This is a genomic window from Candidatus Igneacidithiobacillus taiwanensis (assembly GCF_031962545.1).
GTDB lineage: Bacteria > Pseudomonadota > Gammaproteobacteria > Acidithiobacillales > Acidithiobacillaceae > Igneacidithiobacillus > Igneacidithiobacillus taiwanensis.
The window spans coordinates 1-12,836 of the sequence record NZ_JAVRKK010000018.1 but is presented as its reverse complement, the minus strand read 5'-3'; the positions used below and the strand labels follow the sequence as shown (position 1 = coordinate 12,836).

15 protein-coding genes are annotated in these 12,836 nt (G+C 59.4%); 10 read left to right on the top strand and 5 right to left on the bottom strand.

What is annotated here, in order from left to right; translation table 11 throughout:
• Positions 1 to 69: 69 nt before the first annotated feature.
• The 3 genes from RTI30_RS04450 to RTI30_RS04440 are packed head-to-tail and all read left to right on the top strand — an operon-like array spanning position 70 to position 2,076.
• Complete coding sequence (locus RTI30_RS04450; RefSeq protein WP_312262411.1) at positions 70 to 789, top strand: TIGR00730 family Rossman fold protein; 720 nt, start codon at positions 70 to 72, stop codon at positions 787 to 789.
• Between the two features lie 14 nt (positions 790 to 803).
• Positions 804 to 1,139 (top strand): DUF2782 domain-containing protein, encoded by a 336-nt coding sequence (locus RTI30_RS04445; RefSeq protein ID WP_312262413.1) that lies wholly within the window; start codon positions 804 to 806, stop codon positions 1,137 to 1,139.
• 4 nt (positions 1,140 to 1,143) lie between these two features.
• Positions 1,144 to 2,076 (top strand): homoserine kinase, encoded by a 933-nt coding sequence (locus RTI30_RS04440; protein WP_312262415.1) that lies wholly within the window; start codon positions 1,144 to 1,146, stop codon positions 2,074 to 2,076.
• A gap of 1 nt (position 2,077) precedes the next feature.
• On the opposite strand, the gene RTI30_RS04435 is transcribed toward RTI30_RS04440, so the two are convergent.
• Positions 2,078 to 2,386 (bottom strand): hypothetical protein, encoded by a 309-nt coding sequence (locus tag RTI30_RS04435; protein ID WP_312262417.1) that lies wholly within the window; start codon positions 2,384 to 2,386, stop codon positions 2,078 to 2,080.
• Between the two features lie 122 nt (positions 2,387 to 2,508).
• Between RTI30_RS04435 and RTI30_RS04430 the strand changes: the two genes are divergently transcribed.
• Complete coding sequence (locus tag RTI30_RS04430) at positions 2,509 to 3,087, top strand: cytochrome b/b6 domain-containing protein (protein ID WP_312262419.1); 579 nt, start codon at positions 2,509 to 2,511, stop codon at positions 3,085 to 3,087.
• A 48-nt stretch (positions 3,088 to 3,135) separates the two neighbouring features.
• Here RTI30_RS04430 and RTI30_RS04425 read toward each other — a convergent pair whose 3' ends face one another.
• A complete protein-coding gene (locus tag RTI30_RS04425) occupies positions 3,136 to 3,561 on the bottom strand; it encodes a type II toxin-antitoxin system VapC family toxin (protein ID WP_312262420.1) in 426 nt (141 codons plus the stop codon).
• A complete protein-coding gene (locus RTI30_RS04420) occupies positions 3,558 to 3,815 on the bottom strand; it encodes a FitA-like ribbon-helix-helix domain-containing protein (RefSeq protein WP_312262421.1) in 258 nt (85 codons plus the stop codon). The genes RTI30_RS04425 and RTI30_RS04420 overlap by 4 nt, the downstream gene beginning before the upstream one ends.
• 203 nt (positions 3,816 to 4,018) lie before the next feature.
• Between RTI30_RS04420 and argH the strand changes: the two genes are divergently transcribed.
• The 3 genes from argH to lysA are packed head-to-tail and all read left to right on the top strand — an operon-like array spanning position 4,019 to position 6,773.
• Positions 4,019 to 5,407, top strand: coding sequence for an argininosuccinate lyase (argH, locus tag RTI30_RS04415; protein ID WP_312262422.1), 1,389 nt, complete (start codon positions 4,019 to 4,021; stop codon positions 5,405 to 5,407).
• A complete protein-coding gene (gene lptM, locus RTI30_RS04410) occupies positions 5,404 to 5,532 on the top strand; it encodes an LPS translocon maturation chaperone LptM (RefSeq protein WP_312262423.1) in 129 nt (42 codons plus the stop codon). The genes argH and lptM overlap by 4 nt, the downstream gene beginning before the upstream one ends.
• Positions 5,532 to 6,773 carry a diaminopimelate decarboxylase gene (lysA, locus tag RTI30_RS04405; protein ID WP_312262424.1) on the top strand — a complete coding sequence of 414 codons (1,242 nt, stop codon included), beginning with the start codon at positions 5,532 to 5,534 and terminating at the stop codon, positions 6,771 to 6,773. Before lptM ends, lysA begins: the two co-directional genes overlap by 1 nt.
• On the opposite strand, the gene RTI30_RS04400 is transcribed toward lysA, so the two are convergent.
• Together RTI30_RS04400 and RTI30_RS04395 are read right to left on the bottom strand one after the other, a co-directional pair.
• Positions 6,718 to 7,536, bottom strand: coding sequence for a glycosyltransferase family 25 protein (locus tag RTI30_RS04400; protein WP_312283381.1), 819 nt, complete (start codon positions 7,534 to 7,536; stop codon positions 6,718 to 6,720). The two genes, lysA and RTI30_RS04400, sit on opposite strands and share 56 nt — an antisense overlap.
• Positions 7,537 to 7,561: 25 nt before the next feature.
• Complete coding sequence (locus RTI30_RS04395) at positions 7,562 to 8,434, bottom strand: hypothetical protein (RefSeq protein WP_312262426.1); 873 nt, start codon at positions 8,432 to 8,434, stop codon at positions 7,562 to 7,564.
• Positions 8,435 to 8,628: 194 nt separating this feature from the next.
• Here RTI30_RS04395 and RTI30_RS04390 point away from each other — a divergent pair, with 194 nt between their 5' ends.
• The 3 genes from RTI30_RS04390 (at position 8,629) to RTI30_RS04380 (ending at position 12,757) form a co-directional block, all read left to right on the top strand.
• Entirely contained in the window at positions 8,629 to 10,335 is a 1,707-nt protein-coding gene (locus RTI30_RS04390) for a class I SAM-dependent DNA methyltransferase (RefSeq protein WP_312262427.1), read from the top strand.
• Positions 10,332 to 11,384, top strand: a complete 1,053-nt coding sequence (locus tag RTI30_RS04385; RefSeq protein WP_312262428.1) for a PDDEXK nuclease domain-containing protein — start codon at positions 10,332 to 10,334, stop codon at positions 11,382 to 11,384. Before RTI30_RS04390 ends, RTI30_RS04385 begins: the two co-directional genes overlap by 4 nt.
• A 95-nt stretch (positions 11,385 to 11,479) precedes the next feature.
• Positions 11,480 to 12,757, top strand: a complete 1,278-nt coding sequence (locus RTI30_RS04380) for a restriction endonuclease subunit S (RefSeq protein WP_312283380.1) — start codon at positions 11,480 to 11,482, stop codon at positions 12,755 to 12,757.
• Positions 12,758 to 12,836 lie beyond the last annotated feature (79 nt).

The window sequence follows — 12,836 nt, the reverse complement described above, 5'->3', positions numbered from 1 at the left end:
GAGGTAAGGACTTTTCCGCTGCTTTCCGCCATAATACGGAAAATTTGAGCTCATACGGTAGACCTGATCATGCGCGCACCCCTGGAAAGCGAGCGACTTCGCGACGGCGGCGAGAGTCGACTCACCCGCGAAGCCTGGAAAATCTTCCAGATCATGGCGGAATTCGTTCGTGGTTACGAAAAACTAGCCACCGTCGAACCCTGCGTCAGCATCTTTGGCTCCGCCCGCATTGCCGAAGATCATCCCTGGTACCAGCAGACCGTGGAGATTGCCGAAAAGCTCTCCAACGCCGGTTTTTCCGTCATCAGCGGCGGCGGCCCGGGCATCATGGAGGCGGCCAATCGCGGCGCCCATCGCGGTAGCGGCTACAGCATCGGTCTCAACATCGAGCTCCCCCACGAGCAACACAGCAATCCCTACCAAGACATCTCCCTCTCCTTCGAACATTTCTACTCGCGCAAGGTGATGTTCATGAAGTATGCCGCCGCCTATGTGGTCATGCCCGGCGGCTTTGGCACCCTCGACGAGCTGGCGGAATGTCTCACCCTGGTGCAAACCGGCAAGACCCGGCGCATGCCGATCATCCTCTTTGGCTCGAGCTTTTGGGGCGGCCTCATTGATTGGTGGAAAAACGCCCTGCTCACCCACGGGACCATCAATCGCGAAGATCTCGACCTCGTCACCGTCCTCGACGACCCGGATGCGGTGCTCGCCACCATCTTCGACCACTACGAAAAACGCGGTTTTGCCCCCTCGGCGGCGGAAACCGAAGCGCTACTCAACCTCTAAGGGAGGAAACCGTCATGTCGCGCAACTTCGCCGTTTTATTGGGCCTTACCACCCTGCTCTGCGCCGGTGCGGCCCTGGCCGACAGCGGCCCGGAAAAATATCCCTACCATCTGCCGCGCCTGGCGCCGCCCAAGCACAGCCTACCCGAGGCCGAGCTGCACGTACCCAAGGGTTCCAAAATCGAGGAGTTCAGGGCCGACGGCGAGGTCTACATGATCAAGGTCATCCCACCCAAGCCCTTCCCGCCCTATTACTTGGTGGATCGCAGCGGCAAGGGCAAGTTTACCCGCGTGCCGAGCACCGACGCCGAACAGATGGATGTGCCGCAGTGGGTCTTGTTGCGTTGGTAAGCTGATGGCCGTGTATACCGAAATCCCTGCTGCCGATCTGCAGGTCTTCCTTGCCGACTATGACCTTGGCAGCTTGGAGCGTATCGAAGGCATCTGCGCGGGTACGGAAAACAGCAACTTTTTTCTCGATACCAGCACGGGCCGCTTTGTGCTCACCCTCTTCGAACGCCTGCCGGCCACTGAGATCCCCTATTATCTGCATGTGACGGAGTGGCTGAGTCGACGCGGCATTCCCTGCCCGGCGCCGGTACATGCCCGCCACGGCGAAATCCTGGGTACCCTGTGCGGCAAGCCGGCCGCCATTGTCCAACGCTTGCCTGGGCAGTCCATCGAAGGCAGGGCGCCGCGGGAAAACGAAATCGCTGCCCTGGGGCGGCTCCTCGCGCGAATGCATTTGGCCGGACAGGGCTTTCCCGAGGAGCATCCCAATCCGGCGGGCTTGCAATGGTGCCAGGAAATTGGCCGTCGGCTCATCCCCAAGCTCAGTCCGGCGGAGCGGGAGCTCCTCGTAGACGAACGCGAGGCACAAAAGCAATGGCCTCGCGACAAGCTTCCGGGCGGCGTCATCCATGCCGACCTCTTCCCGGACAATGTCCTCTTCGAGGGCGAGGAAATCACCGGCACCATCGATTACTACTACGCCGGCGACGACGCCTGGCTCTACGACCTTGCCGTCGTTGCCAACTCCTGGTGTTCCCAGCCCGATGGCAGCCTCGACAAAGGTTTGGCCGCCGTGCTCTGGCAAGCCTACGAGAGCGTCCGCCCCTTCGAGCGGCGCGAGCACGGGCTCTGGTTTCCGTATATGCGCGCCGCTGCCCTGCGCTTTTGGCTACTGCGCCTCGAGGCCCAGCACTTTCCCCGCGCCGGCCAACTCACCGCCTTGCGCGATCCCGAGGAATATCGGCGCATTCTGCTCCAACGGCGGGAGTTCTGCTAAGTCAGGGGGCATCCTTCGACCAGTGCCCCACCCAATACAGCATCCCCCCAAAAAAGAGCGCCTCCCCCGCTGGCAGGGCCCAATCCCAAGGGTGACTACCGGTAAGTATGGAGGCAAAAAGCGCAACCGCCATCAAGATCAGCAAGATGCCCAAGCGGCGCACCCAGAGGCGGAAAGCCTTGCCATCGATTCCCCGTACCCACTCCCACAAACCGAGCCGCTGCAAAACTGTGCGCGCCTCGCGCGGAAACCACACGGCAAGGACGATGAGCACAACAAAAATGGTATTCAACGTATAGAGATAGATCATGACGCTCCCCTCCGCTTTGAGCGGAATTTCATCATACGCTTTGCTCTTTTTATCGCGCAATATCGCTATGGGTGCCGGGGACCAGTCGGTACAATCGACAGAGATGATCTCGGGAGGATTCCATGCAGGATGAACAAAATCCCTGGCCTCGGGAGGCGCGCTGGTTACACGCCGGTATTGCCCTGGGGGTGACTTGGCAGCTCTTTAGCTCCCTGTGGATGACGCCAGACTGGCAGCACGCCGACTATGGCAGCCTTACCCAACTCTTATTCAGCACCCACGCCTGGATGGGGTTAAGCACCGCCCTCTTTCTGCTCTGGGAGTGGCTGTGGATCTTCACGAGCCCGGCCCTGCGTGCCCAACTCTTTCCCTTGCGCGGACCCTGGCGGCCGATCATCGATGACTTCACCGGACTCTTCCGTGGTCGCCTGCGCGCCCCCGGTCCGGCGCCGAGTCTGGCGGCACTGGTCCATGGTCTGGGCCTCGTGCTGGTCAGCTGGATGGCGCTCACTGGCACCGCCATTTACTTTTTCCTGCCCCAAGGCGGCACTCCACCGGGCGCCATCCTGCATGCCCTCATCCCCCTGCACAAGGCCTTGTACCTACTGGTTTGGGCCTATTGGATCGGCCACGTTGGCCTCACCCTGGTGCATGCCTTACGGCGCGACGGCATCTGGCGCATCTTCCGCCTGCTCGACTGAGCGCAATTGGGTATTTTCCAGGCAAGGTCTTGCGCCAGACTTCGCCCGCTATGGCGTTGCCTCCCAGGGGTTGAGCACGCTCAGCAAAAACGCCCGAAAGGGCGCTACGTCGCGCGTGGCAACAGCGAAACCGCGCGCTTTTGCAATGGCGGCAATGTACCCATCTTCCTTACCGATAGCCTTGCCATCTGCTCTCGCCCGCGCCATCCCCTCGGCAAAGATTCGCGAGGCGTCGAGATCAAAGGGCAGAATGCGCGCCGTGAAAGCTGGCAAGACTTCTTCCTCCAAGCGATCTTGATAGACCGTACGACGCTTGCCTGCGGGCATGGTGGCAAGACCATATCGTAACTCGGCTACCGTGATGGCAGTCAGATAGAGCGTTTCCACGGCCTGGGCGTCGATCCAGGTCAGTACGTTGGGGTTTGGCTCGATCTTCCATAATTCGGAGATGACGTTGGTATCGAGGACGATCATGGAAAGGACATCGGCTCGGCTGGGCTCTTGTCGCGCAGTCGATCGAAGTGCTCGGCTTCGGCGTCCGTTAGGCCACCGGCTTCGCGGGCAATCGAGACCAGCAACGAACCAAGTTTGAGACTGCCACTGGGCCTTGCCGCTTTCTCTAAAATGTCGCGGATTTCTGCTTCGGTGCTGCGACCATGTAGCGCTGCACGAACCCGAATGGCGCGGTGCACCTCGTCCGGTACATTGCGAATCGTGATCGATCGCATATTTTGCTATCTCCTACTTTGATTGCAACGATTGCATAATAGCATAGAGCAATCATCAATACTGCGCGCTTTGCTGCTACCGCAAAGGTCTCTACCCTCTGTGCCGGCGTACGTTTCCAAATCAGTCTGCCATGGCGGCCATGACCTCCCCTAGTCCGCCGCGGCGGCTTTGGGTATAGTCCCGGCAAGCAAGGAGGTCTGCAATGAGCGACAAGATGTGGGGTGGCCGTTTTGCCGCCGATACCGATGCCCTGGTGGAGGCCTTCACTTCCTCCATTGCCGTCGATCGACGTCTATATGCGGAGGATATCCGCGGCTCCCTCGCCCACGCGCGCATGCTGGGCCGAGTTGGCGTCCTCACAAATAGCGAGGTCGAAGCCATCGCCCAGGGTCTAGTACAGATCCGCGCGGAGATCGAAAGCGGCCATTTCGCTTTCAGCGATCGCCTCGAAGACATCCACATGCACATCGAAAGCCGCCTGATCGCTCTCATTGGCGATACCGGCAAAAAGCTGCACACCGGGCGTTCGCGTAACGACCAAGTCGCTACCGACATGCGCCTCTATACCCGCGGCGCCATCGATCGTCTGCTTGCCCTGCTGCGCCAACTGCAAGCGGTTTTCGTCGACTTGGCAGAGCGGGAAGCCGACACCTTGCTGCCCGGCCTTACGCACCTGCAGGTAGCGCAGCCCGTCACCTTCGGCCATCACTGCATGGCCTATGTCGAAATGTTCCGCCGCGATGCCGCGCGCCTGGCCGATGCCCGCAAGCGGGTCAATGTCTTGCCCCTGGGGGCGGCGGCCCTGGCGGGCACCACCTTTCCCATCGATCGCTGGGACGTGGCGCGGGAGCTCGGCTTCGATGCCGTGGCCGAAAACAGTCTCGACGCCGTCTCCGACCGCGATTTCCTCCTCGAAGTGCTGGCGGCGCTGTCGATCATTGCCGTGCACCTGTCGCGCCTGGCGGAGGAGCTCATCTACTGGATGTCGGCGGCCCTCGCCTTCATCGACCTGCCCGATGCCTTTTGTACCGGCTCCAGCATCATGCCGCAGAAAAAAAACCCCGATGTGGCCGAGCTCATTCGCGGCAAAAGCGGCAAGGTCATGGGGCAGCTCACCGCCCTGCTCATCCTCATGAAAGGGCAGGCGCTGGCCTACAACCGCGATAACCAAGAAGACAAGAGCATTTTCTTTACCGCCCTCGACGAGGTCGAGGCCAGCCTGCGCCTGCTTACGCGTATGCTCCCCGGCCTGCAGACCCGCCCCAAGCACATGCGTGCCGAGGCCGAAAAAGGCTTCGCCACCGCGACCGATCTGGCCGATTACCTGGTCCGCAAGGGGGTGCCCTTCCGCGATGCCCACGCCGTGGTAGGGACGGCAGTGCGCCTCGCGCAAGAGCGCGGCATCGGCCTGGAGGCTTTGTCGCTGGCGGAATTGCAGGGGCTATCCCCCTTCATCGAAGAAGACGTTTATGGGGTGCTGAGTCTGGAGGGCTCCGTTGCCGCGCGTAATCATCTCGGCGGGACGGCACCGGCCCAGGTACGCGCCGCCATTGCCCGCGCCCGCGCGCGCTTGCAAGGGGAGGGGCTATGAAGCACCTGCGCCCGCTGTTCTTGTTGCTACTCCTAGGCAGCCTTGCCCTGGCCGGCTGTGGGCGCAAAACCGCCCTCACCCTACCCCACCCCAGTGCCCCCACCACCTCCACGAGCAGCCACTAATGCATCCCCTCCGCTACCACGCCCAGCAGCTGTATATGGATGATCAGCCGCTGGACGACATCGCCGAGCGCTTCGGCACCCCCTGCTACGTCTACTCCGAGCTCTTTCTACGCGAGCGCTACCACGCCTTTGCCCACGCCCTCGGTACCAATACCCTCACCTGCTATGCCGTGAAGGCCAACGGCAACCTGCAGCTGCTGCGCTTGCTGGCCAGTTGGGGGGCGGGTTTTGATATCGTCTCGGGCGGCGAACTGGCGCGGGTGCTACGCGCCGGCGGCGACCCCGGCAAGATCGTCTTTTCCGGGGTCGGCAAGAGCCGCGCCGAAATCCGCGCCGCCCTCGAGGCAGGCATTTTCTGTCTGAATGTGGAATCTGCCGCAGAACTCGAACGCATCGCCCAGATTGCCGCCGAATTGGGGGTACAAGCCCCCGTCGCCCTGCGCGTGAACCCAGATGTCGACCCCGGCACCCACCAGTACATCGCCACCGGCCTCAAGGAAAGCAAATTCGGCATCCCGCTGGCGGCCGCTGCCTCCCTGTACCGGCAGGCAGCCCTCTGGCCAAGCGTCAAATTCATTGGCATTGCCGCCCACATCGGCTCGCAACTCATCGACCTGCAGCCCTTGGGTGCGGCGGCGGCCCGCCTGCGCGCCCTGTACGAAGAGCTGCAACGCGAAGGTATGCGCCTACAGCATCTCGACCTGGGCGGCGGTGTGGGCATTCGCTACCAAGACGAGGTCGCGCCGAGCCCGGCCGACTATGCCGCGGTCCTCGATACGGCGCTGGCGGGCCTACCCGTGCGGCGGGTGGTGGAACTCGGCCGCGCCCTGGTTGGCAATGCCGGGGTCCTGCTAACCCGGGTAGAATACTGGAAGGAAAACGAAGGCAAGCATTTTTGCGTGGTCGATGCCGGCATGAACGACTTGTTGCGTCCAAGCCTCTATGGCGCCTGGCATACGATCTGGCCGCTGCGCCAGAAAGACCTACCCATGCGCTATTGCGACGTGGTCGGCCCGGTCTGCGAAAGTGGCGACTTCTTTGCCAAGAATCGGCCCCTGGCCAGCGTCCCGCCGGGGAGCTGCTTGGCCATTCTCGGTGCCGGCGCCTACGGCTTTGCCATGAGCAGCCAGTACAACAGCCGCCCCCGCGCTGCCGAAGTCCTGGTCACGGGCGGCCAAGTGCAACTCATCCGCCGGCGGGAGACCCTGGCCGACCTCCTGGCAGCCGAAGAGGGCTTGTAGGCGCCGACGCTTGGCAGCGCCAGGCTTGGCGGAGGCAGTCTAGGCTGTAGAGCAGACCAAGAAGGCGGTCTGCGCCGTTGCGCAAGTCTCGTTGCAAGCGCCGCCACAATGGGCGCCGCGCATCACCATGGCTGGCCGCCCAACCCCGCTCGGCAATCACCGATGGGCAGCTCTGGGCGATGCGCACGGGGTGCGGTTCCACCACCCGCACCCGCAAGCGATGCGCCCAAAAGCGGTCGATGACCTGGTCAACAGGAATGCGGATCTGCTCCGTCAGCGCCAGCAGACGTTGGGCGGCCTGGGGCTGCAGAAGATAAGCCGCCGTGCCCATGGCCGGGCGTGGATACTGGGCTAGTACATGCTCGGCATCGAGGCGCCAAACCGGTACCCGCCAGCGGTCCCAACGCTCGGCAAGAAAGCGCAGCACGTCCCATTCACCCTGCCAGGCCAAAGCATGCGCAAGGCTAGCAGCAAAGTCCTCCCCCAGCTCAACATCATCTTCCAATATGCACATGGTCTGGTTGCTACGCACACAACGCTCCCACAGGGCACGATGGCTGAGCAAGCAGCCAATCTCCCCCAGAGTCAGATCGTAACCGAAGTGGCGCGCACGCCAGGCCCGGTCATAGCTTGGGATATCTTCGTAGCACTGCGGAGTGATGGCCGGAAAAACCCGCAAAGGCAAAGGACTGGAACGCTGCAAAGCGGCCACATGGGCCTGCCGCTCCGGCCGCTGGAGCAGGGTAATCACGTAGATCGGCACCTCAGAGCACTCAGCTGGTAACGGATCACAAGCGTCCATGCGTCCACCTCCACCAAGTGCCGCGGCGTCGGCGACGCCAATCGGTTTCTGTATCGAGCAATGCATAGCACTCCCCCCACTCGCGATGACGGAGCTGCAGCCCCTCCCAAGCGGTCCAAAACTGCGCTTCCGGTATTTCGTGAAAAGCGCGGAGCAAATCGTAGGCGTCGGCCAGGAGCGGCAAGAGGGATGAGCCGTCGTTGGCGCGATGATGGCGCAAGGTTGGGTCCAGAAATCCCTCTTCGTACTGCCGTAGTTGCTGTGCGTTGACTGCATAAGCAAGGCGTGTCGCAGCCTTCTGCAAGGCTTGCGCTGGCGTCGTCATGATCTCGTCATAGTCGATGACGGCAAGACGATGACCGCGCAGCAATGGGAGAAAGGGTAGCCAGTGGGCCGCCCACATCAACTGGGCGCGCAGGGGATCCATGCGGTTCCGTGCTGCCAAAGACGCGCAAACCTCCCGCGGATCACGCAGCACTAGCAAAGCACGAGTATCGAGTCGGCAGTCATCGGCTGCCGCCAGCCAAATCGGCAAGGTACGCAGGGTGCGTGGATCCTTGAAGGCCCACTGGCGCCAGCAAGCGATGCGGCTGGTAAGGAGGTCTCCGACCGTGCGCCGCAAGTCTTCGCTACGGGCTAGCAGTTCGTCTGCATCGAGGATGCGCGCCTCATTCCAGCGCAGGTCACAACGCTCGAAGATTTTCTGGTTGAGGGCGACTCCCTCAGCGTCTTCCCAGTATCCCTTGGGGTTATCGGGCGCTGCGCCAAGCAGGTATTCGCCCAAGCTCAGCCCCAAGCTTTCGACACCTTTGGCAATAGCGCTGGTGCCGCTGCGGTGCATACCGAGGATAAGCAGCAAAGACGGTTCTTGCGGTTGCGTGTTCTGTTTGATCATCGATTTAGGGTAAGCAGATCGTTGCCTGTCGCCAAACAATTTTCCATGAAGGATTGTGAACCGCGCGGGCGGCGTGATTCGGCCAAGGATTTCAGAGTACGATAGTCGCTGTGTGCCCAACCGAGGGCCTTGCCGCCATCCGTCTCTGGGAGCCGTCTGTGAACCCCATCGAAAACCAGTTTTTCAACGACCTCGAAAAAAAACTCTGGACCGCTGCCGATAAGCTGCGCTCCAATCTCGATGCCGCTGTCTACAAGCATGTCGTCCTCGGTCTGATCTTTCTCAAATACGTTTCCGACGCCTTCGAGGAGCGACAAAAGGAATTACGCGAGCAGTTCCAAAACCCCGACCATGATTACTACATGGACCCCGCCGACCATCCGGAAGACTACGAGCTCGATCTCGCCGCCGAGCTAGAGGTACGCGACTACTACACCGAAAAAAATGTGTTTTGGGTGCCCATCGAAGCGCGCTGGCAAACCCTGCGCGACTGCGCCCAACTGCCACCCAAAGCACCACTGCCGTGGAATAAACCGGGTAAAAACGAACCCGAAGAAATGCGCAGCGTCGGCTGGCTGATTGATAACGCCATGGAAGCCATCGAGCGCGAAAACGAGCAAAAACTCAAAAATGTGCTCAATAAAGACTTCGCCCGCACGCAAATCGACAGCAACAAACTAGCCGATCTCATCGCCCATTTTTCCGACACCAATTTCAGCCAACCCAGTTATAACGGCCAAGCACTCCATCTCAAAAGCAAAGACATTCTCGGCCATGTGTATGAGTATTTTCTTGGCCAGTTTGCGCTGGCCGAGGGCAAAAAAGGCGGCCAATACTACACCCCCAAAAGCATCGTCACGCTGATTGTAGAAATGCTGCAGCCCTTCAAGGGCCGTGTATACGACCCGGCCATGGGCTCCGGCGGCTTTTTCGTGCAAAGCGAAGAATTCATCGAGCAGCACGGCGGCAAGATCGCCAACGGCAAAACCGGGCAAATCAGCGTTTACGGGCAAGAAAGCAACCCCACCACCTGGCGTCTCGCCGCCATGAACATGGCTATCCGCGGCATCGACTTCAACTTTGGCGGCCAACCCGCCGACACCCTGCTCAACGACCTGCACCCCGACCTGCGCGCCGACTTCGTCATGGCCAACCCGCCCTTCAACATGAAGGAGTGGTGGAGCGAAAAGCTCGCCAACGACCCGCGCTGGATTGCCGGCACCCCGCCCCAGGGCAATGCCAACTTTGCTTGGCTGCAGCACATGCTCTACCACCTCGCGCCCACCGGCAGCATGGCCTTGCTGCTAGCCAACGGCTCGATGAGCAGCAATACCAATAACGAAGGCGAAATCCGCAAAAAACTCATCGAGGACGACTATGTCGAATGTATGGTCGCGCTGCCCGGCCAGCTCTTCACCAACACGCAAATTCCGGCCTGCATCTGGTTCCTCACCCGCGACAAGCGCAATGGTCTTTCGCTCAACAAAACCAAACGCGACCGGCGCCGTGAGCTTCTCTTCATCGATGCCCGCAACCTCGGCTACATGAAAGACCGCGTGCTGCGTGACTTTACCGTCGACGACATCAAAAAGATTGCCGCCACCTACCACGCCTGGCAACAGGGCGAAGGTTATGAGAATGTGCCGGGCTTTTGCTACTCGGCCACCTTAGACGATATTCGCAAGCACGACTATGTGCTCACACCCGGGCGCTACGTGGGCGCCCAAGAGCAAAAAGACGACGGCGAAGCCTTTGCCGACAAGATGGCAAGGCTCACCGCCCAACTGGCCGAGCAGTTTGCCGAAAGTGCCAAGTTGGAAGAAGAGATCAAAAAGAATCTGGCGGGGTTGGGGTATCCACTATGAGCGAGGCCATCAACGTTACGACTGACTATCGAGCCTGGCTGAGCGACCTGAAAACCCGCTTCCGGCAAGTGCAGCTTAAAGCCGCCGTGGCGGTGAACACCGAGTTACTGCAATTTTATTGGCAGCTCGGTGCAGACATCATCAACAAACAGGCAACACAGGCCTGGGGCAGCGGTTTTTTGACCCAACTCAGCACCGATCTGATGCGCGAGTTCCCTGAAGTAAAGGGATTCTCAAAGCGCAATCTGGAGCAAATCCGCCGCTGGTATGTCTTTTGGAACCAAGTCCCCGAGATTGCGAAGCAGGCTGCTTCGCAATTATTTGTCATCCCTTGGTGGCACAATGTGGTCATTATCAGCAAATGCAGCAGCCACAGCGAAGCCCTCTACTATGTGCAGCAAACCCAGGCCCACGGTTGGAGTCGCGCCGTTCTCACACACCAGATCGAAAGCGGCCTATGGCAACGCGAAGGCAAAGCCCTGAGCAACTTCGCAAAGACTCTTCCCCCTCCCCAATCTGATCTCGCGGCACAAGTACTCAAAGACCCCTATGTGTTCGATTTTCTCTCCCTTACACCCGAACACAACGAACGCGAGCTAGAGCGAGCGCTGATCGAGCATATCACCCAGTTTTTGCTCGAACTGGGCGCGGGCTTTGCCTACATGGGGCGGCAGGTGCCAATACAAGTGGGCGAACGCGAGTTTTTTCTAGACATGCTGTTTTACCACGCCCGCCTGCACTGCTACGTGGTGGTCAAGCTGAAAACCGCGGACTTTGAACCCGAATTTGCAGGCAAACTCAATTTTTATTTAAAGGCCGTAGACGAGCAACTGCGCGGTCCGAATGACGCGCCGACCATTGGCCTACTGCTGTGCAAAAGCAAAGACCGGCTAGTGGCAGAATATGCCTTGTCCGATATCCAAAAACCGCTTGGCCTGGCTACCTACACCTTGTCGCACACGCTGCCCGAAGCCCTGCGCGACAAACTGCCCAGCATTGAAGCGTTGGAGGCAGAGCTGGCCGCCAGCCTGGAAGCCCGTGGTGAATAGCAAGATGGTAGGGCTGCGGGATCAACTGCTCGGGCAGTTTGCGGAGAGTGCCCGGCTGGATGGGGAGATCAAGAGGAACTTGGCGGGGTTGGGTTATGGCGCGTGACTGGGTTCGACTTCCATCCTACTCCTCGAAGGAAGAGGCCGAAAAATACTTACCTGACGGATGGCAGGTCTTCCAGATTGAGCAGTTGTACGAACAACTGCCAGTCGGGAAGCGATTTGAGCAAAAGACCTCATTCCCTGTCGGAAGTGTTCCAGTCATCGACCAATCGGCGACGGGAATTGTAGGGTGGCACAACGAAGAGCCCGGTGTTTTAGCTTCTCCAGAAAATCCAGTGGTGACATTCGCCAATCACACATGCGAAATGCGGTTAATGGAGAAGCCTTTCTCAGTAATTCAAAACGTGTTCCCTATGATTGGTAAGAATGGAGTTTGCCAAACTAGGTTCCTTTATTACCTGACCAAGGGGCGTGTTTGGCTTGAAGAATACAAAGGGCACTTTCCAGACTTTCGCCGCAAGTGGGTTTGCTGCCCTCCGCTTAAAGAACAAGAGCAGCTGGTAAAGATATTGGGAGGCCTGGACGACAAAATCGACCTCAACCGCCGCATCAATCAAACCCTGGAAGCGATGGCGCAAGCCATTTTCAAATCGTGGTTTGTGGATTTCGATCCGGTCAAGGCCAAGATTGCCGCCAAGCAAGAAGGTCGCGACCCGCTGCGCGCCGCCATGAGCGCCATTAGCGGCAAGCCCGATGCCGAACTCGACGCCCTCCCGCCCGAGCACTACGCCCAACTCGCCGCCACCGCCGCGCTGTTTCCCGACGAGATGCAGGATTCGGAGCTAGGGGAGATTCCGAGGGGGTGGAAGACTGGTTCATTGTCTGACTTTGCATCCTTCCAGAATGGATACGCTTTTAAGACTAAGGACTGGACAGGCTCAGGTCATCCAGTGGTCAAAATTGGGAATGTGAAACCGGGGATCATTGACGTATCCGGGTGCTCTTTTGTTGCGCATGAAACAGTGAATGGGCTTGATCGGTTTGCGCTCAAAAGAGGAGATTTAGTTATTGGTATGACCGGTTATGTTGGCGAAACTGGACTAGTTCCAGAGCTCAATTCGGTCGCATATTTAAATCAACGGGTCGGTCGCTTATCGACTGTCAACGGTGTTAGTGATATCGGCTATCCCTTTTGCCTTGTCCGTGATCCAGCATACAAAGCATATGCCGAGTCCAAAGCTCATGGTAGCGCGCAAGCAAATGTGAGTGGGAAGGATTTGATGGATTATCAGGCTGTAGTCCCAGCCATTGGAGTACTGAATATCTTCAATGCCCAAGTGGAAAAAATTATTAGGGAAGATCTGATCTAGCCGAAGAAGGCATTGCCGTTGATCCAGAATCTCAAAAAAAACGCCATGAGGCCCATTGCTGATCGAAATACCACTATTT

Coding starts and splice junctions, on each gene's coding strand:
- RTI30_RS04450 (WP_312262411.1), top strand. CDS start 70: ATGCGCGCACCCCTGGAAAGCGAGCGACTTCGCGACGGCGGCGAGAGT.
- RTI30_RS04445 (WP_312262413.1), top strand. CDS start 804: ATGTCGCGCAACTTCGCCGTTTTATTGGGCCTTACCACCCTGCTCTGC.
- RTI30_RS04440 (WP_312262415.1), top strand. CDS start 1,144: ATGGCCGTGTATACCGAAATCCCTGCTGCCGATCTGCAGGTCTTCCTT.
- RTI30_RS04435 (WP_312262417.1), bottom strand. CDS start 2,386: ATGATCTATCTCTATACGTTGAATACCATTTTTGTTGTGCTCATCGTC.
- RTI30_RS04430 (WP_312262419.1), top strand. CDS start 2,509: ATGCAGGATGAACAAAATCCCTGGCCTCGGGAGGCGCGCTGGTTACAC.
- RTI30_RS04425 (WP_312262420.1), bottom strand. CDS start 3,561: ATGATCGTCCTCGATACCAACGTCATCTCCGAATTATGGAAGATCGAG.
- RTI30_RS04420 (WP_312262421.1), bottom strand. CDS start 3,815: ATGCGATCGATCACGATTCGCAATGTACCGGACGAGGTGCACCGCGCC.
- argH (WP_312262422.1), top strand. CDS start 4,019: ATGAGCGACAAGATGTGGGGTGGCCGTTTTGCCGCCGATACCGATGCC.
- lptM (WP_312262423.1), top strand. CDS start 5,404: ATGAAGCACCTGCGCCCGCTGTTCTTGTTGCTACTCCTAGGCAGCCTT.
- lysA (WP_312262424.1), top strand. CDS start 5,532: ATGCATCCCCTCCGCTACCACGCCCAGCAGCTGTATATGGATGATCAG.
- RTI30_RS04385 (WP_312262428.1), top strand. CDS start 10,332: ATGAGCGAGGCCATCAACGTTACGACTGACTATCGAGCCTGGCTGAGC.
- RTI30_RS04380 (WP_312283380.1), top strand. CDS start 11,480: ATGGCGCGTGACTGGGTTCGACTTCCATCCTACTCCTCGAAGGAAGAG.